Below are 21,396 nucleotides of genomic sequence, written 5' to 3'. Positions count from 1 at the left end.
AGCCCGGCCAAAGCCGGGCTGGGTGCTCGCATCGGGGATCAACTGATGCGGTGGGCGTTGGTGCGGTCGAAACCGTCTTCGGCGAAGCGTTGGCCACCGGTGCGGTCGAAACCGTCTTCGGCGAAGCGTTGGCCACCGGTGCGGTCGAAGCCGTCTTCGGCGAAGCGTTGGCCACCGGTGCGGTCGAAGCCGTCTTCGGCGAAGCGTTGGCCACCAGTGCGGTCGAAGCCATCTTCGGCAAAGCGTTGGCCACCAGTGCGGTCGAAACCATCTTCAGCGTAGGTAGCGGACTGGCTCTGTACCGCTGCAAACGTGTGGGCGTTGGTACGGTCGAAGCCATCTTCGGCGTAAGCGGCAGCTGCGAAAACCGAGAGGGCCAGGGTAAGGATCAGTTTGTTTTTCATGGTCGTTGCTCCAAGGGCTACAAGGGTTGTTTGTTTCTATGGGTTTAATCCTACGCCTATTAATTTGATTAAAAAGCGCAAAAAATAGCGATTAAAAATCTAATTATTCGATCTATATGGGAGCGCTTCGCGTGAATCACGCTGTGGCATCACCCAAGAGCCGCATGCCCGCGCGTCGTCGTTCTGTCAGCTATTTCAGCTTGAAGGGTGGGAATTAATGGGACGTTAAGAACGAAATATTTTGATTCAAAGATCTATCAACACTTTTTTCATGCATCACCAACCGATTTTTCAGGCCTCGATCAGCACCATCGCCGCACCTCAAACTGGAGCGGCACAACAATGAACAAACTCCCGCAAATCACCTTGGCCTTCTGGGTCATGAAGATCTGCGCTACCACCCTTGGCGAAACGGCGGGCGACTTGCTGTCGATGACGCTGAACGTTGGCTATGCCGTCAGCTCGCTGCTGTTGATCAGCGTGTTCCTGCTGACCTTGCTCGGCCAGCTCTACTCGCGCCGCTACCACCCGATGCTGTATTGGCTGGTGATCCTCTCCACCAGTACCGCCGGCACCACCATGTCCGACTTCATGGACCGCACCCTGGGCCTGGGTTATGCCACGGGGTCGGCCTTGCTCATCGGCATCCTGCTGCTGACCTTCCTGCTGTGGCGCCTGAGCGGCAACCCACTGGATGTCACCCGAATCAAGAACCGCACGGGCGAGCTGTTCTACTGGGTGGCGATCCTGTTTTCCAACACGCTTGGTACCGCCCTGGGCGATTACCTGGCCGATGATTCGGGGCTCGGTTTTGCTGGCGGCGCGTTGCTGATCGGCAGTGCCATTGCCTTGGTAGTGGTGGCCCGCTACTGGACGCGTATTCCAGGCGTCGTGCTGTTCTGGGTGGCGTTCGTGCTTACCCGCCCGTTTGGCGCCACGCTGGGCGATGTCCTGACCAAACCCCATGAAAAGGGTGGCCTGGACTTTGGCACGGTCGGCTCTTCGGCTGTGCTGGGCGGGGTGTTGCTGGTGCTGGTGCTGATGGCCAGCTGGTACCAGCGCCGTGAGCCGCGTCAGGCGTTGGAGATGTCTTGAGCCAGGTTTCAGGAGCTGGTGAGCCGATTAATTGAGCTATTCGGCTCACATGATGAGCCGAATAGGATTAATCATTGGCTCATCGAATCACATCATGCATTCACAATGCATGAAAAAAGGGCGCCCGAAACGGTGCGCCCTTCTTCATTGCGGCAGGCTCAAACTCACTCAGTTGTAATCCGCGAGTGCTGCTTGGTGTCCTTCATGGTTGCATATACCAGAAGCGAACAGGCGATGCAGGCGGTGACGTACCAGTAGAAGCCGCTCTCCATGCCAGCGCTCTTGAACCACAGGGCCACGTATTCGGCGGTGCCGCCGAAGATGGACACGGTCAGGGCGTACGGCAGGCCCACGCCCAGGGCGCGAATTTCCGTCGGGAACAGCTCTGCCTTGACCACTGCGTTGATCGAGGTGTAGCCGCTGACGATGATCAGCGCGGCCATGATCAGGAAGAACGCGCCCCACCAGGTCTGGATGGTGTGCAAGGTGCTGAGGATCGGGACGGTGAACAGGGTGCCGAGCACACCGAAGGCGATCAGGATCGGGCGACGGCCGATCTTGTCGGACAGCCCACCAATCACCGGCTGCAGACACATGAACAGGAACAGTGTGGCGGCCGAGATGGTGGTCGAGTCGCTGATGCTCATGCCCACGGTGTTGACCAGGTACTTCTGCATGTAGGTGGTGTAGGTGTAGAAGGCTAAGGTGCCGCCCATGGTCAGGCCGACCACGGTCATCAGCTCTTTGGGGTGGCGCATCAGGGTGCGCATCAGGCTTTCCTTGGCCTTTTCCTTCTTGGTGAACGAGGCGGTTTCTTCCATGCCGCGACGCAGGTACAGGGCCACCACGGCGCACAGCGCACCGATCACGAACGGCACACGCCAGCCCCAGGCGTACAGCTGCTCGGTGGTCAGGGTCTGCTGCAGGATGATCAGTACTGCCAGGGCGATGAGCTGGCCGGAGATCAGGGTCACGTACTGGAAGCTGGAGAAGAAACCACGGCGGTCCTTGCTGGCCATTTCGCTGAGGTAGGTGGCCGAGGTGCCGTATTCACCACCCACCGACAGGCCCTGCATCAGGCGCGCAATCACCAGCAGGATCGGTGCGGCGACACCGATGGTTTCGTAGCCCGGGGTCAGGGCGATGACCAGCGAGCCTGCGCACATCAGCAGTACCGAAGCCATCAGCGCGGCCTTGCGGCCCTTGCGGTCGGCGTACAGGCCCATCAACCAGCCACCGATCGGGCGCATCAGGAAGCCCACGGCGAAGATCGCGGCGGTGTTGAGCAGTTGTGCGGTGGAGTCGCCGGCCGGGAAGAAGGCCTTGGCGAAGTACAGCGAGAATGCGGCGTAGACGTACCAGTCGTACCATTCGACCATGTTGCCGATGGACCCGCTGAAGATCGACTTCAGGCGGCTGGCGGTGGTTTTTTCCGCGGCGGGCGCAGTGGCCGCCCCGGCGGGCAGGGAGGTGGCGTTATCCATCAGGGATACCTTCTCGTTGTTTTTGTGGAGCGCGCCGTGGCGCAGCTTGCCAAGGCAATTGCAGAAGGTGTGCCAAATGGGTGCGGGGTGATTCATTTGGGGGCGTTGCGAGCTCCGCGAACCCCGTAATAGCAAGCCTTGCAAGGCCCTTGCAGGAGCGGCCTTGCGTCGCGATGGGCTGCAAAGCAGCCCCAAAATCTTGAGTTGATAAGCGGAATCTCGCCTACTAAATCCTGGTCATAAGCGGATTTCCGCTCATTCTCGCCCGACAAAATCCTCGCGCACCAACCCGTGCCGCTGCATCTTTTCATTAAGCGTGCGCCGCGGCAGCTGCAAGGTCTCCATTACCGCCTTGATCTCGCCCCCATGCTGTCGCAACGCTGCGCGCAGGCATTGCGCCTCGAACGCCTCCATCTGCTCGCCCAGCGATTGCCCGGCAGGCGCTACCTCGATGTTTGGCGAACCTAGCCCCAACGCGTGCCGCTCCGCCGCATTGGCCAGCTCGCGAACATTACCTGGCCAGTCATGCGACAGCAGTTGGGCCAGCTGTGGCCCCGACAGCGGCGGTGCGCAGCGTCCAAGCTTTTCGCCTGCTGCACGGGCAAAGTGTTCGAACAGCAGCGCAATGTCCTCGCGCCGCTCACGCAACGGCGCCAGGCGCAGTTCGGCCACGTTCAGGCGGTAGGCCAGGTCTTCGCGAAAACGCCCGGCACGGGCCTCGTCGAGCAGGTCGGGCTTGGTCGCGGCAATGATTCGCAAGTCGATGCTGATGCTCTGGTTAGCCCCCAAACGCTCCAGTTTCTGCTCCTGGATCACCCTTAGCAGCTTGGCCTGTTGCGCCAGTGGCATGCTCTCGATTTCGTCGAGGAACACCGTGCCACCGTTGGCGTACTCCAGTTTGCCGATGCGCTTGCCTTGGGCGCCGGTGAAGGCACCGCTTTCATGGCCGAACAGTTCGGCTTCGAACAGTGCTTCGGGGATGGCCGCGCAGTTGAGGGCAACGAATGGTTTGCCGGCGCGCGGGCCAAAATCGTGCAGGCAGCGGGCGACCCGCTCCTTGCCGCTGCCGGTTTCACCACGAATCAGCACGTTGACTGGCAGGCTGGCCAGGTCCAGCACCTGCCGGCGCAGTTGCTGCAGGCCCTGGGACATACCCAGCAGTGTGCCTTCCAGGCGTGACTTGAGGTCAGCCTGTTCGTGCAGCCGACGGTTTTCAAGGACCAGCTGGCGCTTTTCCAGTGCCCGGCGCAGGCTCCCCAGCAGGTGCTGCGGGGTGAAGGGTTTTTCCAGGAAGTCATAGGCCCCGTTGCGCATGGCTTCTACTGCCATGGGCACATCACCGTGGCCGGTCAGCAGGATCACGGGCAGGTCGGGGTCGTCCGTCTGCAGGCGCTCGAGCAATTGCAGGCCGTCCATGCCTGGCATGCGCACATCGCTGATGATCACCCCCGGAAAGTGCCGTGGCAGGTGTGCCAGGCATTCATCAGCGCGAGCGAACAACTGCACAGTGAAGCCGGACAGGCTCAGCCATTGCTCGACGGCAGTACGGATGCTGGCTTCATCATCGACGACGATCACTGAATTCAACATACAGGCTCCAGGTCACGGGGCAGGGTAAGGCTCAGGCGTGCGCCACCAGGTACGTTTTCGGCCAGCAGTTGGCCCCCGGCCTCGTGGACGATGCCGTAGGAAATGGCCAGGCCCAGGCCCAGCCCTTCACCCACCGGCTTGGTGGTGAAGAACGGGTCGAACACCTTCGCCAGGTCGGCCTCGGCGATGCCGCCACCCGAATCCAGCACGCTCAGGCGCCACAGCTCGCCATCTGGCTCGATGCGCACCTCCAGGCGTTTGTAGCGCTTGTCGGCCATGGCGTCGAGGGCATTGCGCAGCAGGTTGATCAGCACTTGCTCCAGGCGAATGGCATCGCCGCGTACCCAGGCCGGGCGTGCCAGGTACAAGGCCACCTCGACCTCGTCACTACGGATGCGGGTATCCAGCAGGTGCAAGGCCTGGTCGACCACGGTGGCCAGATCGAGGCGCTCGCGCAGGCCGACCGGGCTGTTGCGGGCAAAGGTTTTCAGGTGGCTGGTCAGTGCGGCCATGCGTGTGAGCATTTGCTCCAGCGGTTCCAGGGCCTGGCGCGCTTCGTCGTAACGGCCGTGGTCCAGCAGCAGCCGCAGGGTTTCCAGTTGCATGCGCTGGGTGGTCAGCGGCTGGTTGATCTCGTGGGCCATGGCGGCCGACATCTGCCCGAGGGCGGCCAGTTTGGCCGACTGTACCAGGCCCTCCTGGGCGGTGCGCAACTCACGGGTGCGTTCTTCGACCTGGCGTTTGAGCTCTTGCCGGCTGCGCTGGCGCAGGCGTGCCAGGCGCAGGCGCTGGCTGACGAACAGGGCGGCGAACACCAGGCTCAGCCACACGGCTGCGGCGCCCAGGGCGGCATTGCGGCCATCGGCGGCCACCTGTGGCTTGCGCAACAGGTGCAAGGTCCAGTGGTCACCTTCCAGCGGCAGGCTTTCCCACAGGTACTCGGCACTGCCCTGCGGGCCTTGCACGCGGCTAAGGGTGCTGTATTCGGCAAAACGGGTCAGCACCTGGTGCTGCAGGGGCACCAGCGGCTGTTTGTCGTACTGGCGTGTTTCAGCCAGCTCGGCACGGTCGGCACCATTCAGCGGCTGGAGCTCGCGGTAGCGCCAGCCATCCTGGTTGGCGATGAAGGTGATGCCACGGGCGTCGCTGACCAGCAGGATATCGCTGCCCTGGCGCCACTCGCGTTCCAGTTCGGGGAATTCCAGCTTGACCACCATAGCACCGAGAAAGCGGCCATGCTCGTCATTTACCGCGCTGGCGAGGAAGTAGCCCGGTACGCCACTGGTTACGCCCACGGCGTAGAAGCGGCCACTGCCTTGGCTGCGGGTTTGCTTGAAATAGGGGCGGAAACCGTAGTTGGAGCCGACGTAACTACTGGGCAGCCGCCAGTTGCTGGCGGCAATGGCCAAGCCGGTGCGGTCGAGCAGCTCGAGGGTAGAGGAATTGGCCGCGCCATTGATGCGCTCCAGCTTGCGGTTCAGGGCGTCCTGCACCTGTTCATTGACCGGGCCGCGCAGGGCGGCGATCAGTTCCGGGTCCAGCGCCAGTACGGCGGGCAGGGCGCGGTAGCGGTCGATCAGGGTGTGCAGGGCATTGGCGTACAGCCCCAGTTGCTGACTGGCACGCCGGGCGTCGTCTTCCATGGCCTGGCGCTTGGCCTGGTGCATGGCCCAGCCGGCACTGAGGGCGGTGCCCAGCAGGATGAGCAAGGTGATCAGCCCCAGACGCAGGGCGCGAAAGGAAAAGGGCATTGGGGCGGATCCGGATATATGCGATATCAGGGCCGGCCTCTTCGCGGGTGAACCCGCGAATGGGCCGGTGCAGGCGACCTCAGTTACAGCAGTTCAAAGCTCTGCTGTTGCACCGCCTGGGAGTCCAGCCCTACCTGGACATTGAACTCACCTGGTTCGGCAGCCCGCTGCAGCTGGCCATTGTAGAACTTCAGGTCATCCTCGTTGATGCGGAAGGTCAAGGTCCGCGACTCACCCGGCTTGAGCATCAGCTTCTGGAAGTTTTTCAGTTCCTTGACCGGGCGGCTCATCGATGCCGACACATCTTGAAGGTACAGCTGCACCACGGTCTCGCCGGAGACCTTGCCGGTATTCTTCACCGTCACCTTGGCCTCCAGGTTGTCACCGCGCTTGAGGTCCTTGTGCGACAGCTTCAGGCCAGACAGCTCGAAGCTGCTGTAGCTCAGGCCATAGCCGAACGGGTACAGCGGGCCGTTAGGCTCTTCGAAGTACTGCGACGTGTAGTTACCCGGCTTACCCGGCGTGAACGGCCGGCCAATGCGCGTGTGGTTGTAATACATCGGGATCTGCCCGACCGAACGCGGGAAAGTGATGGCCAGCTTGCCGGATGGGTTGTAGTCGCCAAACAGCACGTCGGCGATGGCATTGCCGCCCTCGGTACCGGCAAACCAGGTTTCGAGGATGGCGTCGGCCTGCTCGCGTTCCCAGCCGATCGACAGCGGCCGGCCGTTCATCAGCACCAACACCAGCGGCTTGCCGGTCGCCTTCAAGGCCTTGATCAGCTCACGCTGGCTGGCTGGAATTTCCAGGGTGGTGCGGCTGGACGACTCGTGGGACATGCCACGCGACTCGCCGACAACCGCTACGACCACGTCGGACTGCCTGGCAGCCTTCACGGCTTCGTCGATCAGCACCGCAGGCGGGCGCGGGTCATCGACGATTTCCGGTGCGTCGAAGTTGAGGAAGTTCAGGTAATCGAATATAGCCTTGTCGCCGGTGACGTTGGAGCCTTTGGCGTAGACCAGCTTGGCTTTGCCTTCTACGGCGCGACGCAAGCCTTCACGCACTGTCACCGAGTGCACGGGTTTGCCGTCGGCAGCCCAGCTGCCCATCATGTCGATCGGTGCATCGGCCAGCGGGCCGACCAGGGCGATGGTGCCGGCTTTTTTCAGCGGCAGGGTCTGGTTGTGGTTTTCCAGCAGTACCAGGCTGCGGCGGGCCACATCACGCGCGGCTTCGCGGTGCAGGCGGTCGTTGCCGTAGTAGTCTTTCAGGTCGGTTTCGGCCTTGCCGATGCGCACGTACGGGTCCTTGAACAGGCCCATGTCGTACTTGGCTCCGAGTACTTCGCGCACCGCCTGGTCCAGCTCGACCTGGGTCACTTCACCGGACTTCAGCAGGCCTGGCAGCTCTTCGCCGTACAGGGTGTCGTTCATGCTCATGTCGATGCCGGCCTTGATCGCCAGCTTGGCGGCTTCGCGACCGTCGCGGGCGACACCGTGGCGGATCAGCTCCTGGATGGCGCCATGGTCGCTGATGGTCACACCCTTGAAGCCCCACTCCTTGCGCAGCAAGTCGTTCATCAGCCAGGTGTTGGCGGTGGCCGGCACGCCGTTGATCGAGTTCAGTGCCACCATCATCCCGCCAGCACCGGCGTCGAGGGCGGCGCGGTAGGGCGGCAGGTAGTCGTTGTACATCTTCGGCAGGCTCATATCGACCGTGTTGTAGTCGCGCCCGCCCTCCACGGCGCCGTACAGGGCGAAGTGCTTGACGATGGCCATGATGCTGTCGGGGTTGGCCGGGCTGCTGCCCTGGAACGAGCGCACCATCACCTGGCCAATCTTCGAGGTCAGGTAGGTGTCTTCACCAAAGCCTTCACTGGTGCGGCCCCAACGTGGGTCGCGGGCAATATCGACCATGGGTGCGAAGGTCATGTCCAGGGCGTCGGCCGAGGCTTCGATGGCGGCGGTGCGGCCAACCTTGGCCACGGCGTCCATGTCCCAGGTGGCGGCCATGCCCAGGCCAATCGGGAAGATGGTGCGCTCGCCGTGGACGGTGTCGTAGGCGAAGAACATCGGGATCTTCAGGCGGCTGCGCATGGCCGCGTCCTGCATCGGCCGGTTTTCGGGCGCGGTGCGTGAGTTGAAGGTGCCGCCGATGCGGCCGGCGGCGATTTCCTCACGAATCTTGTCGCGAGGCATTTCCGGGCCGATGCTGATCAGGCGCAACTGGCCGATTTTCTCGGCTTCGGTCATCTGGCTGATCAGATGGTCGATGAACGCCTGCTTGTCCTGCAGGGGCGGGGCGGTGGGGGCGGCGAGGGCCGCCTGACTGGCAAGGCCCATGGCCAGGCCCAGCAAAGACAATTTCATCATCAGTTCCGTTGTGGGGCCTCTGCCGTATCCAGCGGTGATACGTGCGCGGCCGAAGTTTTCAGGCGGCTATTGTTGTACGATTGAGACGCTCATTTTCCAGCGGCGGATTATGCCTGAATATGTCGCCTGGGGACGAAGCCCCGAATGCCGGGACAACAACTATAAGAACGCTCAAGAGACCGACGGCATGACCCTTTTCGACGAATACCATCAACGGCAGATTGCCGAAGCCATTGCCCGTGCTGAAAAGCGAACCGATGCCGAACTGGTGACGGTACTGGCCCGCCGTGCTGACGATTACGCGTATTGGCCGCTGTTGTGGGCCGCCGTGCTGGCGCTGGCCGTGCCTGGGCTGTTGCATGGGCTGCTGGGTTGGCCCAGCGTGCGTGGCTTGCTGGTGGCCAACGTGTTGCTGTTCGTCGGTTTGTGCCTGCTGCTGCGCAACCCGCTTCTGGCCGGCTGGCTGATTCCTCGTGCTTTGCGTCGTTGGCGCGCCTCACGGCTGGCTCGGCAGCAGTTTCGCGAGCAGAATTTGCAGCGCACGGCAGGCGCCACCGGCGTGCTGATCTTCGTCAGCGAGGCGGAACGGCATGTGGAGATCCTGGTCGACCGCGGTATCGAGCATTATCTGGATGCCAACGCGCGGGCGGCCATTGTCGCCCGCTTTGCCGAGCAGGTGCGTCAGGGGCGGACCTTGCAGGGGTTTGTCGAGTGCATCGATGCGTGCGGCGAGTTGCTTAGCGAGCATGTGCCGCCTACTCATGCGCGCAACGAGTTGCCCAACCGGTTGGTGATCCTGGACTGACTTGGAACCTGCAGGGTGTAGAATGCGGTTCCCGCTATTCGAGGCACCGTTTTTCCATGTCCGCCAGTTCTTCCGCCCCCTCTGCGTCAGATGCACGCGCCCGGTTTCTCGGCCTTCTGAATGCAGCCTTGCACGGCAACACCTTGGTCAAACTGGTGCTGGCGCGCCATGTCGGTGCCGACCAGACCTTGCAACGGATCATCGCCAAGCCGCTGCAGGTCAAGGGCCAGCCATGCCTGTCGCTGGTCTACCGCCATCAGACCCGCGACATTACCCGCAACCTGTCGCTGGAACAGGCGCAGGCGCTGGTAGCTGAGCTGCTGCCGGACAGCTTCCGCAATGCCCACCTGTTCGACGCAGATGGCGAAGTGCAACTGACCTTCAGCAAGAAGGGCAAGCCGATGTTGCAACGTCACGGCGCGCAGGCTCCACGGGAGGCCACGACGAGCAGCGGCCATGACCGCGAGAAGAAGCGCTACCTGGATTTGTCGAGGCCGTTCCTGCGTGACCTCGGCGTGACCGACGCACAAGGTGCATTGATCCCGTCCATGTCGCGCAAGTGGAAGCAGATCAACAAGTTCATCGAGGTCTTCGACCACGCCCTGGCCAGTGCGCCGGTACCTGCGGAGCAGGCGCTGCGGGTGGCCGACTTCGGCTCGGGCAAGGGTTACCTGACCTTTGCCATGCATGACTACCTGAGCAACAGCCTGGGCCGTGAGGCGCAGGTCACCGGTGTAGAGCTTCGCCAGGACATGGTCGACTTGTGCAACGCCGCCGCTTCGCGCCTGGAGCACCCAGGCCTGGAATTCCAGTGCGGTGATGTACGTAGCGTGGTGCCCGAGGCCATCGAAGTGATGATCGCCCTGCATGCGTGCGATATCGCCACCGACTACGCTATTCACACCGGTATTCGCTGCAACGCCGCGATCATCATGTGCTCGCCGTGCTGCCACAAGCAGATCCGCCCGCAACTGCACAGCCCGGGGTTGCTGCAACCCATGCTGCAATACGGCTTGCACCTGGGCCAGCAGGCCGAAATGCTCACCGACAGCCTGCGCGCGTTGTACCTGGAAGCCTGCGGTTATGAAACCAAGGTGTTCGAGTTCATCTCGCTGGAGCACACCAACAAGAACAAGATGATTCTTGCGGTGAAGCGACGACAGCCGGTGGCTAACGGCGAGTTGCTGGAGAAGATTGGCCAGCTCAAGGCGTTTTATGGGGTGCAGGAGCATTGCCTGGAGACGTTGTTGCGGGCGGATGGGTTGCTTTGATTCGTCCCAGTTCTCTTTTCAGCTGTCATGCAAGGATATGACCACAACGCCAACCACGATCACCAGGATGGAGGTGATCTTGCGTGACATGCTGGTTGGCGCGATATCCTCGGTCAAAAAGGATGGGAAATAGCGTGTGGCTATGAACCCAAACAGTAGAACAAATAATGGGTGTATGCTGACGACGACGGACACCAGCGCAGCACCACCGCCAGCAGACAGCGCAGCCATAAAAAATATATAACCGCCAACATCGAAGGTGTTGGTGACGCCAAATACTCCAAATTGCCTGAGATTCAGCTGTTTCAGATCGCGTACGATCAGCTTTCGGCAGTGAGGTATCAAAAGTAGTAAGAAACCGCCGAGTGCATAACCAAGAAAGTTGAACAGTAGTACGGATTCCAGGCTTTTTAGCCTAAGTATTTCATCTGATATTACTGTTGAGGCTGCGCCGAAAAAGGCGGAAACCAGAATCATCAAGATGTGCTTTTTCTGGCCTAGCCCGTTTAAGGTCTTGCCTGAAACACATAGCAACAGGATGCCACCAGTTATAAAGAAAAAGCCGCCTGCCTGCCAGAGCGTAGGGATAGCATTGAAGAGAAATACTGACGCGATGAGGACGAACAGTGGCTCCGATTGGTGAATCGGGATCACGATCGATACGTCCATGCTTTCTAGCGAATAGCTATAGGCAAAATATTGCATGAATATAGCGAGGCCTGAAAGGATGTTTAGGGTTGCCGTTGTCAGGGCTATATCAGTTGGTGGTACTGCGGCATAAATTATGGCAGCGAAAAAAATATTCCCAATGCTGAGCAGGAATATGAATGAGATATAGTTGGATGTGATGTTGGTGATCGCGAATTTATCGATCATGTTGGATAGGCTCCACAATAATGGAGCCATGAGTGAAAGGTATAGCCAGGTCATGATGGTCTTCCCAGGATCTCAAGAATTGTGCATCTACTACGATTCAAGAGATCGATTGAGAAGTCGTCGGTGTCATGGTCGAAGATGAAGGTGTTTTGGTAATGGAACGTCTGGGCGGTCTCGAAGCTAACGATTTCATCCAGAAATTTTGATGCTTCCCCGAACCTTGAAGTGTGATGAAGTTTCAAGATTTTCATGGCGTTACCATAATGTGCTGCCTCGTCGCGGGCTGCATTTCTTATCCAGGTCGACAAGCAGTCGGGGCCAAGGCTGTCAAACAGATCAAAGTCCTGCTTGTAAGCTCTAGTGCTGGTGATCTCGTCGAACGCAATGGATAGTAGTATTGTGAATTCATCGCGAAGGAATGGTGATATTGAGCTAAAGTCTGGTTCTCTGGATTTTATTGCATGGTCAATAAATTCTTCACTTTGACTGTAAAGTACGCTATTTATTTTGCGAAGACCCCGGTAGTGATTTTGCTCGTCAAGATGCCATAAGCAAACAAACTCAAGGAATTCATCGCTGAGGCTCAAGTCTCTTCGTTTCATGAGGTAGGTAAGGAAGTGCTTTGAGTCGAATTCTGAGCTCATGTCGTGCCAGAAGTGTTGTTGGCGCTCCTCGATTTTTTTCTTACAGCCGACAATTGTTCTTGGGCTTAAATTTTTCAGCAGGTCGACAGATGACCAATCATAGCATTTCAGGCCGATTGCTGTTTTTGTATAGCTCATGTCGGTACTCCTTGTACTTACTCTAAGAAGTTTTCGAATTGCCAGATGTCGCTGGTATTGAACCTTCGTGGGAAAAGCCGTCCATCTTTGTCGACCGGAGTCCAGTCCGTGTAAGTGCCTACCATGTCGCCCAAGTAGCAGCGAGCAACGTCCAGTACAAATTGAAAATCCATTTCCTCCGACTCGACAATACCTTGTCTTGGATGTTTGATGGCCCACTTCACACCGGCAAGTACGCCAGCTGCTACTTGCAATGTGGTCGCTGAGCTTGCAGGGTTCAAATTTTGGGCGGTGGCGTTATTAAGTATGGAGCCGTACCAGTAAGCATTCTTCTCGTGCCCCATGAGAAGTACGCCGAGATAGTCAGCTCCATCACATATTTCATGCCCTTGCAATACACGTTTACGCTGCTGGGGTTGCAAGGAATTTCCATTGAGTTCATGGAGCGATAGAACTGCATCATTGCACGGGTGATAGGCGTAGGTTACGGTGGGCCTATAATCATTCGTGTCGTTTATTTCATATGTAAAATAGTCGGCTAAGGAAATCGATTCGTTATGAGTGATAAGAAAGCCTAGGCATGGCCCGCAAGCAGGTGTCCAGGTTTTTAATCGAACGGAGGCGCCTGGGCGGTTAAGGTAAATTGACTTTCTATAGGCAGGCGCATGGAAGCAGGCGCCTATGGGTAATGTCAGTTCATGAGTTCCCCAGCCAAGCTCTGAAGGTTGACAGCCTTCTCCAATGAACCCATCGACAGACCATGTGTTTATAAATTCGCCTGGTTCTTTCGCGATGTTGGCTGTTTGAGTATCATGTTCGGCTATGTGTATGGTTTTAATATTCAATTGCCACGCAAGTCGCGCCCATTCTTGGCGCGTAGCGGGGATATAGTCGCTGGTCCCGTACACGTCGTGTCGAAGGTTGAGTAGTGCTTGCTTGACGAAATGGGATACCAGGCCAGGGTTTGCCCCGTGAGCGATGACTGCGGTAGGCCCATCTCGAAGAAGTCGCTTTTTCGCGAGTGCGCGGTCTCGTAATGAGTAGTTGGTTCTGTGTTGGAGGTCGATGCGGCTGTCAGTGTATTGTCCGGCCCATGGTTCAATGCAAGTGTCTAGATACAGTGCCCCTGCTTCATGGCAAAGAGATATTAATTGGAGGCTGGCTACATCCACTGACAGGTTGACGAGAAATGTTTGTTCATCCAGGTCGTTGAGAGTGCTCTTGTAATTTTCTCTTGTCAGCGTTTCAGTGTGCCAGTTGATAGTGATTCCATGTTCTATCGTACATTTATTTTCAATGTGTGGGGCAATGATTTTTAGTGATGTTATTTCTTCTTTCAATTCGCTGATCAGAATGGGAAGAAAAGCTGAGGATACTGCACCGTAACCAATGATGATCATCTTCATTCACTAATGCTCTGACTGGGTTTTTGTTTTTGTGCTAGGTGATTGGTGTGCTTCCCCGTAGTGCGATGGAGTTGAGCTGCTCCCGTGCTTGAATAAAACTGAGGTTCTGATGGCTTGTCAATGTTTTCTGCAGTTCGTGTTGTGTTTTAAAAAGTGGACTACAGATAAGCCTCAAAATCTCGTAGGAAATTTCTTGTATATAGCGAATTTCTGAAAATTTTTGATTTCATGCCTGGATTTTTATTGAGTGAAAGCGAAGATACCGATGCGCTACTGGAGCGTCTGGCCGAAGGTGGGTGTGATGATGCGTTGGTGGGTGTAGGCCAGCCGGGGCGACTGGCACTTGCATTCATCCGGGAGGCAGCCTCAGCAAAACAGGCTATCGAGAGCGCACTGAATGATGTTGGCAGGGTTGTTCCAGGCGCCCGCCTCATTGAAGCGACGCCTGACCTGGTAGGGCTTACCGATGTGGCGGAGATTATCGGCGTATCTCGGCAAAACATGCGCAAACTCATGCTGGCACATTCAAACAGTTTTCCTGCACCTGCTCACGATGGCACTACCTCTCTATGGCATCTTGCCGACGTTCTGGCCTGGTTGCAGGAGCGAGGTAGTTACTCGATAGGCCCGGGTATCTTGGAGCTTGCCCGCACTGCGATGGCTGTCAATGTAACGCGTGCATATGAACGAGTCTTTGGCAGTGCTGCATTGGCTCATTGAAGCTGTATTTCATGACCCGTTCATTTACGAGGGAGCGGCACTTCGATAGCTAACGTCGTCAGCCCCAGTGGATGCGTACTGGCGTCATAGAAATGCACCTGCGTTCCGGCCAAATCTCCAAACCGATCAACAAAATGCTGCTTCTGGTTGATCACCGACGCTTCGCTCACCGGCCGGATAGCAATCGAGAGCTGCTTCGGCCGGGCCTGGCGGATGGCTTCGAGCAGGTGCTGGTCACTGCTGTCCAGGTGCTGACCGAATAGGCATAACCCCTGGCTTTCCTGGGCCAGCTGCCCCAGACACCAGCTGAGGTAGTCCGAATGGCGGATGGCGCGCAGCTTTTCGTCGCTGCGGTCTTCGTTGACGAACAGTGGCACCTCACCTGGGATGTTCACGGCAAAGCCATCAAGCAGTTCGGCGCTGTCGGCGCTGCGTTGGCGGGTGGTGCCGTCGGGCAGCTTCAGCAGGTGCAGGCCGCCGTGCAGGTGCATCACCCGCGTGCCTTCGCCGCGGATGCGACGCACGTCGAAGAAGCCTTGTTCGTCGAACAGTTCGGCGAAGCCGTATGGGGCGCTCTGTACAGCCCACGGTAGCAGCAGGTCGTAGTTGCTGGTGTAGACGCTGCGGTAGCCACGCAGGGCCTGGTTGAGGGCCGCGAGGGTGGCTGGCGGCATCAGCGGCCACGGCAGGTGTACCGTGCGCACGGCGTGAATCAACGCTTCCTTGATCGAGTAATAGCGGTTCAGCGGTGCGGTGGAGTTGATGGCCAGTGCGGCGTTGGCGCGCACGGTGGTGTTGAGGGCGCTGAGCACCGGCTCGAATAGTTCCGTGCCCAACGACTTGAACAGGGCCTGGTCACTGACCGCCAGGCCTTTCTTGCGGCCTGCGCGTTGTGCTTCCTCGAACAGCGAGAAATAGCCGAACGGCTTCCACACTGCGCGGCTGGCGCCGTTGCCCAGCAGCAGGGCATCGCAGGGGTGGCGGGCGGCGAGTTCTGGCCAAGGGGTGAGGGTGGCGTCAAGTGCAGGCATGCTAGAGTCCGTTGGGTGGAGCGGGGGCGACTTTAGCATGTCGTGCAGGGTGTGCGAGGGCCACTCGCAACAACCCCCCCTTCAACCCCGTTCGGCCACTTGCACACTACGGTTGCGGTTACGCCACACCCGATACGCCCGAATCCCCGCTCGCACCGAGCCGAACAGCAGTTTGTCTTCCATCTCCCGCGCCATCCCCGAGCGCACCAGCATGCGCAGGAAGGTGCCCCGGGCGCGGGCGATGGCAAAGAAGATGCCTTGCGCGGCCAGGGTGTCGCGCACTTCACGCAAGGCGGCGATACCGCTGACGTCGATGCTGGTGACGGCTTCTGCATCGAACAGCACGGCCTTGGGCTGGTCCTGGCTCTGCACCGCTTCAAGCAGGCGCATCTTGAAGTAGTCGGCGTTGAAGAACAGGATCGCGTCGTCGAAGCGGTACACCACCAGGCCCGGCACGGTGCGGGCGTCCTTGTGCTTGCGGATGTCGACCTGGCCTTCGGTGCCCGGCAGCCAGCCGAGCACGGCGTCGGTGGGTTGGTAGATGCTGTAGAGCAGGCGCAGGATCGCCAGTGTCACGGCAAACACGATGCCGGGCAGTACGCCCAGGCCCAGCACGCCCGCCGTGGTCAGCAGGCAGAGCCAGAACTCGAAGCGGCTCAGGCGGCGGATGAGCCCCAGTGACTTGATGTCGATCAGCCCCCAGCCGGCCATCAGTAGCACGGCCCCCAATGCTGCCTGCGGGATCCACGCCATCGGCGCGGTGAAGAACAACAGGATCAGGGCAATGACCAGCGCGGCGACGATGCCCACCAGTTGGCTCTTGCCACCCACCATGTCGTTGACGGCGGTACGCGAGTCGGCGCCGCTGATGGCAAAGCCCTGGGATACCCCGGCCGCCAGGTTGCTCACGCCCAGGGCGACGAATTCGTGGTTGGCGTTGATCGCGTAGCCGTGGCGGGCGGCAAAGCTGCGTGCGGTGAGCATGGCGCTGCAGAAGCTGACGGTGGCGATACCCAGGGCGTCGCGCAGCAGGCTCTTCATTTCCGCCAGGTTGCTGTGCGGCCAGGCCAGCTGCGGGATGCCGGCCGGCACCGGGCCGAGGATGGCGACGCCGAAGCGGTCGAGGCCAAACAGGCCGACCAGCAACATGAACAGTGCCACCACGGTCAGCGCGGCGGGCAGGCGCGGGAAACGCCGTGGTAGCCAGATCAGCAGGCCCAGAGCGGCCAGGCCGATGAACAACGTGACCCAGTGGATCTCACCCAGGCGCTGGAGAAAGTTGATCAGGCTGAGGATAAAACCGTCGCCCTCGATCTTGAACCCCACCACCTTGGACAGCTGCCCGGCGATCAGGCTCAGGCCGATGCCGTTGAGGTAGCCGATCAGGATCGGTCGCGAGAAGAAGCTGGCAATGAACCCGGCCCGTGCCAGGCCGGCAGCGATCAGCATCACCCCGACCAGCACGGTGACGATCACCGACAGTTCGGCGATGCGTTGCGGGTCACCCATGGCCAGCGGCGCCACGGCACCGGCGATCATCGCGCAGGTGGCGGCGTCAGGGCCTACCATCAGTTGGCGCGAGCTGCCGATCAGGGCGTAGACCATCATTGGCAGCACGCAGGCGTACAGGCCGTACTGCGGCGGCAAACCGACGATTTGTGCGTAAGCGATGGCGATGGGTATCTGAATCGCCGCGACCGAGAGGCCTGCCTGCAAATCGGTATGGAACCATTCGCGGCGGTAATGCAGCAGGTTGGCAAGACCCGGTAGCCAGCGGAAGAGAAACATGCGTCGTCCTTTCGAAATGCTTCACGTAACCATCTACGCATTGAAGCGGATCGGCAGGCAATTGGCCATGGGCCAGATCAAACCGGGAGGGCAGAAACGAAAAAAGGAGCCGAGGCCCCTTTTGACAGCGATGACGTTGCTGGAACGCCATGCGGTGATGCAATGTGGAGCGGGTAGAGGGAATCGAACCCTCAACTAAAGCTTGGGAAGCTTTCGTTTTACCACTAAACTATACCCGCGTCTGCGCAGTACTTTTTACCAGAACCCTCCACGAATTAGAAGCCCAAGTTATAAAAAAGCTTGTCGGCACCCTCTAGCCTGCGGGTATCAGTCACAGGGCGCCGATGCGCTCAGATGGCCAATGCATGCTGCCCCTGCTGCCCTTGTTGAACAGGCTGGTAGCGATGACGCGTTTCACGCACGGTCGGCTTGAGGAAACCGAGCAGGACGCTGCGGGTGTCTTCGCAGGCAGACTTGTTCTCCATGTCCAGGAAGTGGCCAGCGTCACGAATCACGCTGAAATGGCTCTTGCCCACGTGCTTGCCGAACTGCCGGGCATCTTCGACCGTGGTGTACTCGTCGCGGGCGCCGTTCACGAACAGCACCGGGATGTCGATATTGCGCGCACCCTCCAGCGCCCGCTCCAGGTCGTGTTGCAGCACCTCGTTGATGTGGAAGTGCATCTGCGCGTACTCGTGGCTGTCCAGGCTGCTGACGTGGCGGTAGTTGAAGCGCTTGAACAGTGATGGCAGGTGCTTGCCGATGGTGTCGTTGACCAGGTTGCCGACCTGGTAGCGATCGCAGGCGGCCAGGTACTGGCAGCCACGGTCCAGGTAGTCGCGCATCGGCTCGTTGATCACCGGCGAGAAGGAACTCACTACGGCCTTCTTCACGCACCGCGGCTGGTGCGCCAGCGCCAGCAGCGTACTTGCGCCACCCCACGAGAACGACATCACATGGTCGGCCTGGAAATGCTCGATCAGCTCAAGGAGGATGTGCGCCTCGGTCTCCTTGCTGATCAGCCGTTCCTGGCGGTTGTGTGGCTTGGACTTGCCGGCATACGGCTGGTCGAACAGCACTACGTTGAACTGCGGGTGCAGGTTACGTACCGTTTGGGCGAACGAGGCCGTGGTGGCCAGCGAGCCATTGATCAGGATGATCGTATTCTCGGCCGCTTCCGCGCGATAGAACTCCGTGTAAACCCGATACTGACCTTGGATATCAAGTACAGCGATTTCTGGCCTCATGTCATCGACTCCTGGCGCAAAAAGGGTATTCGCGTCACCTAGGGTGCACGTTCTTTATGACAGGTAGGCATTCGCCTGAAGAGTAACCGGGGGGCCCTGTGTCGATCCTTGGCACATGCGTCGACGGTATTGTTTTTGGCGGGCAATTTGCCGTGCCCCAAGGCATCAAGGCCCTGGGTGGCCGGCAAAAGGCGTCTTCGACTGCGGGCGTGACTTATTGGTCACATGCAGACTGACGATTTGGATTCAAGCAGTGGGTCGGGGATCCTGCAAGTGCCGTTCGGGAGATTTTGTGACTTTTGTCGCTGAGCGGTCGTATGACCACCTTGGGCCAGAACGGGCAGCCTAGACAGTGGCGATTTCATCAGCCGTCAGTTCACGAAACTCCCCGGGCGCCAAACCCGGGTCCAGGTAGATCGCGCCCATGCTTTCCCGGTGCAACCCCACCACCTTGTTGTCGAAGAACCCGAACATGCGCTTGATCTGGTGATAGCGCCCTTCGACGATCGCCAGCCGCGCCTGGCGCGGGCCGAGGATGTCCAGCTGGGCGGGCAGGGTGGTGAGGCCTTCAAAGGCGAAGTAGAAACCCTCACGAAACTTGGCCTCATAGTGCTCGCCAATCTCGTCCTCGGTGTCCACCAGGTAGTGCTTGGGCAGCTTGGTGGCAGGTTGGGTCAGGCGCCGTGACCATTGGCCATCGTTGGTCAGAATCATCAGCCCGGTGGTGTTGAAGTCCAGGCGCCCGGCTATGTGCAGGTCGCCTCGCAATGCTTCGGGCAGCAGGTCGAGCACGGTAGGGTGCTGCGGGTCCTGGGTGGCGCTGACGCAGCCCGTGGGTTTGTGCAGCATCAGGTAGCGCGCCGGCCGGCCAGCCTGCAGCACCTGGTCGTCCAGTTCCACGCGGCTGAATTCGCGTACCTCGGTCAGCGGGTCGCTGACCACCTGGCCATCTACCCGCACACGACGTTGTACCAGCATCAGGCGGGTTTGTTGGCGGTTGAGGCTGGGCAGGTTGGCAAGGAAGCGGTCGAGGCGCATTGCAACAGGTCAGTGAGAAGTGGTTGATCGAAGTTGTTCTTCAACGGCCGCGCAGCGTGGGCACAGGCAGGCTTTGTCGCGTAATTCGGCGGGCAGGGCCTGGAGCACGGCCGGGTCGATACTCACGCTGTAGCACCAGCAGGCCTGGGTGGCGCGGCGTGGGTCGGCCAGGCTGCACTGGTTGAGGGCACCGCAAGCGGGGCAGTGTTGGCTGTCATTCATCTTGGGTTTCACTGCAGACGCGGTTACGGCCGGCCTGCTTGGCACGATAGAGCGCTCGGTCGGCGCGGGTCAGCAGGGCGTGCAGGGTATCTTCCGGTTGCAGGCTGCTCAGGCCGATGCTGGTGGTCAGGCGCAGAGGTTGTTCGTCGTAGCTGAACGTGAGCTGTTCGGTGCGGCGGCGGATCTTTTCCGCTACCTCGATGGCCTGCCGACCTTCGGCTTCACGCAGCAGCACGATGAACTCCTCGCCGCCCCAGCGGCAAAGTATATCCGATTGGCGCAGGCTGCCCTGCAGCACATTGGCGAACTGGCGCAGCACTTCGTCGCCTGCCAGGTGGCCGTGGGTGTCATTCAGCGCCTTGAAGTGGTCCAGGTCGATCAGCAGCGCCACCAGTGGCCCACTGTCGCGCTGGGCTTCGTGCAACGCCTGGGCAGCGAGCAAGTCGAAGCTGCGCCGGTTGGGCAGGCCGGTAAGGCTGTCGAGCGTGGCCAGTGCCTCGATGCTGGCCTGATGGCGGCGCACCATGGCATGCACCAGCGCCAGCACCACCAAGGTGATCATCGCGCAGATGGCAAGGTTCAGGTACAGGGAGTGGCGAATGTGGTCGAGGGCGCCGGTTTCGCGCTTGTCCACCAACAGGTACCAGTCCAGCTCGGGCAAGTGGCGCACGTTGAGGAAGTGGCTGTGGTTGTCGCTGTCGTGGTACTCGTGGCTGCCTTCGCCGGGCACCCGCTGTTCGGCCAGCACATCGCTCAGTTCGGCGTTGTCGCTCAGTGGCTGGCCGACCCGCAAACCGTGCGGGCCACCTTCGGAGCCGGTCAGCAACACTTTGCCTTTGGCATCGACAAACAAGACCGACCGCTGGTAGCGGCGCTGGTACTGGTCGATCAGCTTGACCACCGAGGACACACTCAGTCCCACCCCGGCAGCACCGATAAAGCGGTGCTGGTAGTCGTGCACCTGGTAGTTGATGAATACGGTCAGGCTGTCCTGGTTGGCCATGTCCAGGTCGACGTTGATCTCGTAGGGTGCCTTGAGGTCGCGCAGGCGGAAATACCAGGCATCGCGCCATGTGTCGGCTTGCACCTGCTTGAGCACGCCCTTGGCTTGGTAGTAAGTGAGGGTGCGGTCGGAGACGAAGAACGAGGTGAAGGTGTCCTGCTTGCCCATGACCTCGCCCAGGTAGCGTGTCATGCGCTGGGTGTCCTTTTCGCCCGACAGTACCCAGTCACGCAAAAACGTATCCTGGGCCATCATCGAGGCGATCAGCACCGGGCGAATCAGGTCTTTCTGGATTTCCGAGTAGACCGTGTCGGAGGTCAGCGGCAATTCGGTATTGATAATGCCGTCGCGGATGGCGCTGCGCGAGGAGAAGTAGCTGAGCAGCGAGGTAGCAAGGAAGCCGCAGGCCAGCAGCACCAGCAGGGTAACGATCAGCGAACGCTGCGAGAACAGAGCGGAACGTGAGGGCATGATCTTCCCATGATGTGTGCCGAGCCGCCCATTCTAG

18 protein-coding genes and 1 tRNA gene are annotated in these 21,396 nt (G+C 59.8%); 4 read left to right on the top strand and 15 right to left on the bottom strand.

Going from position 1 to position 21,396, the window contains the following annotated elements; genetic code table 11:
* Positions 1 to 38 precede the first annotated feature (38 nt).
* Entirely contained in the window at positions 39 to 404 is a 366-nt protein-coding gene (locus tag ACF8R4_RS05625) for a hypothetical protein (RefSeq protein ID WP_060497956.1), read from the bottom strand.
* A gap of 342 nt (positions 405 to 746) precedes the next feature.
* On the opposite strand from ACF8R4_RS05625, the gene ACF8R4_RS05620 reads away from it, so the two are divergent.
* Positions 747 to 1,499, top strand: coding sequence for a hypothetical protein (locus ACF8R4_RS05620; protein WP_060497955.1), 753 nt, complete (start codon positions 747 to 749; stop codon positions 1,497 to 1,499).
* Positions 1,500 to 1,663: 164 nt separating this feature from the next.
* Here the strand turns inward: ACF8R4_RS05620 and ACF8R4_RS05615 are convergent, their stop codons facing one another.
* The 4 genes from ACF8R4_RS05615 to bglX all read right to left on the bottom strand — a co-directional run bounded on the left by ACF8R4_RS05615 (position 1,664) and on the right by bglX (position 8,699).
* On the bottom strand, positions 1,664 to 2,983 hold the full coding sequence (locus ACF8R4_RS05615; protein WP_060498004.1) for an MFS transporter: 1,320 nt from the start codon (positions 2,981 to 2,983) through the stop codon (positions 1,664 to 1,666).
* A gap of 255 nt (positions 2,984 to 3,238) precedes the next feature.
* The gene (locus tag ACF8R4_RS05610; protein WP_060497954.1) at positions 3,239 to 4,573 is read right to left on the bottom strand and encodes a sigma-54 dependent transcriptional regulator; all 1,335 of its coding nucleotides are present in this window, start codon (positions 4,571 to 4,573) and stop codon (positions 3,239 to 3,241) included.
* A complete protein-coding gene (locus ACF8R4_RS05605) occupies positions 4,567 to 6,324 on the bottom strand; it encodes an ATP-binding protein (RefSeq protein ID WP_060497953.1) in 1,758 nt (585 codons plus the stop codon). Before ACF8R4_RS05605 ends, ACF8R4_RS05610 begins: the two co-directional genes overlap by 7 nt.
* Positions 6,325 to 6,407: 83 nt before the next feature.
* The gene (gene bglX / locus ACF8R4_RS05600; protein ID WP_392491855.1) at positions 6,408 to 8,699 is read right to left on the bottom strand and encodes a beta-glucosidase BglX; all 2,292 of its coding nucleotides are present in this window, start codon (positions 8,697 to 8,699) and stop codon (positions 6,408 to 6,410) included.
* 187 nt (positions 8,700 to 8,886) lie between these two features.
* Between bglX and ACF8R4_RS05595 the strand changes: the two genes are divergently transcribed.
* Together ACF8R4_RS05595 and ACF8R4_RS05590 are read left to right on the top strand one after the other, a co-directional pair.
* Positions 8,887 to 9,504 (top strand): TPM domain-containing protein, encoded by a 618-nt coding sequence (locus ACF8R4_RS05595; RefSeq protein WP_200929130.1) that lies wholly within the window; start codon positions 8,887 to 8,889, stop codon positions 9,502 to 9,504.
* A 56-nt stretch (positions 9,505 to 9,560) separates the two neighbouring features.
* Complete coding sequence (locus ACF8R4_RS05590) at positions 9,561 to 10,775, top strand: SAM-dependent methyltransferase (RefSeq protein ID WP_104833349.1); 1,215 nt, start codon at positions 9,561 to 9,563, stop codon at positions 10,773 to 10,775.
* A gap of 18 nt (positions 10,776 to 10,793) precedes the next feature.
* Here the strand turns inward: ACF8R4_RS05590 and ACF8R4_RS05585 are convergent, their stop codons facing one another.
* The 3 genes from ACF8R4_RS05585 to ACF8R4_RS05575 are packed head-to-tail and all read right to left on the bottom strand — an operon-like array spanning position 10,794 to position 13,839.
* Complete coding sequence (locus ACF8R4_RS05585) at positions 10,794 to 11,705, bottom strand: EamA family transporter (protein ID WP_060497949.1); 912 nt, start codon at positions 11,703 to 11,705, stop codon at positions 10,794 to 10,796.
* Complete coding sequence (locus tag ACF8R4_RS05580) at positions 11,702 to 12,433, bottom strand: hypothetical protein (RefSeq protein WP_060497948.1); 732 nt, start codon at positions 12,431 to 12,433, stop codon at positions 11,702 to 11,704. The genes ACF8R4_RS05585 and ACF8R4_RS05580 overlap by 4 nt, the downstream gene beginning before the upstream one ends.
* Before the next feature lie 17 nt (positions 12,434 to 12,450).
* Positions 12,451 to 13,839, bottom strand: a complete 1,389-nt coding sequence (locus tag ACF8R4_RS05575; RefSeq protein ID WP_156867688.1) for a saccharopine dehydrogenase C-terminal domain-containing protein — start codon at positions 13,837 to 13,839, stop codon at positions 12,451 to 12,453.
* Between the two features lie 228 nt (positions 13,840 to 14,067).
* On the opposite strand from ACF8R4_RS05575, the gene ACF8R4_RS05570 reads away from it, so the two are divergent.
* Positions 14,068 to 14,559 (top strand): helix-turn-helix transcriptional regulator, encoded by a 492-nt coding sequence (locus ACF8R4_RS05570; protein ID WP_392491853.1) that lies wholly within the window; start codon positions 14,068 to 14,070, stop codon positions 14,557 to 14,559.
* A 20-nt stretch (positions 14,560 to 14,579) separates the two neighbouring features.
* Here the strand turns inward: ACF8R4_RS05570 and ACF8R4_RS05565 are convergent, their stop codons facing one another.
* The 7 genes from ACF8R4_RS05565 to ACF8R4_RS05535 all read right to left on the bottom strand — a co-directional run bounded on the left by ACF8R4_RS05565 (position 14,580) and on the right by ACF8R4_RS05535 (position 21,359).
* The gene (locus tag ACF8R4_RS05565; RefSeq protein WP_392491851.1) at positions 14,580 to 15,590 is read right to left on the bottom strand and encodes a DUF4917 family protein; all 1,011 of its coding nucleotides are present in this window, start codon (positions 15,588 to 15,590) and stop codon (positions 14,580 to 14,582) included.
* Positions 15,591 to 15,671: 81 nt separating this feature from the next.
* Entirely contained in the window at positions 15,672 to 17,378 is a 1,707-nt protein-coding gene (locus ACF8R4_RS05560; RefSeq protein WP_392491849.1) for a SulP family inorganic anion transporter, read from the bottom strand.
* 165 nt (positions 17,379 to 17,543) lie between these two features.
* Positions 17,544 to 17,617: transfer RNA gene (locus ACF8R4_RS05555), tRNA-Gly, on the bottom strand.
* Positions 17,618 to 17,728: 111 nt separating this feature from the next.
* Entirely contained in the window at positions 17,729 to 18,625 is an 897-nt protein-coding gene (locus ACF8R4_RS05550) for an alpha/beta fold hydrolase (protein WP_060497941.1), read from the bottom strand.
* Between the two features lie 345 nt (positions 18,626 to 18,970).
* Positions 18,971 to 19,663 (bottom strand): pseudouridine synthase, encoded by a 693-nt coding sequence (locus ACF8R4_RS05545; protein ID WP_104833346.1) that lies wholly within the window; start codon positions 19,661 to 19,663, stop codon positions 18,971 to 18,973.
* Positions 19,664 to 19,672: 9 nt separating this feature from the next.
* Positions 19,673 to 19,885 carry a cysteine-rich CWC family protein gene (locus tag ACF8R4_RS05540; protein ID WP_060497939.1) on the bottom strand — a complete coding sequence of 71 codons (213 nt, stop codon included), beginning with the start codon at positions 19,883 to 19,885 and terminating at the stop codon, positions 19,673 to 19,675.
* A complete protein-coding gene (locus ACF8R4_RS05535) occupies positions 19,878 to 21,359 on the bottom strand; it encodes a sensor domain-containing diguanylate cyclase (RefSeq protein WP_104833345.1) in 1,482 nt (493 codons plus the stop codon). The genes ACF8R4_RS05540 and ACF8R4_RS05535 overlap by 8 nt, the downstream gene beginning before the upstream one ends.
* Between the last annotated feature and the right edge of the window lie 37 nt (positions 21,360 to 21,396).

The organism is Pseudomonas sp. FYR_2, assembly GCF_043106425.1.
GTDB classification, from domain to species: Bacteria; Pseudomonadota; Gammaproteobacteria; order Pseudomonadales; family Pseudomonadaceae; genus Aquipseudomonas; species Aquipseudomonas monteilii.
The sequence above is the reverse complement of the archived record's forward strand: the minus strand, read 5'-3'. Positions and strand labels throughout refer to the sequence as shown.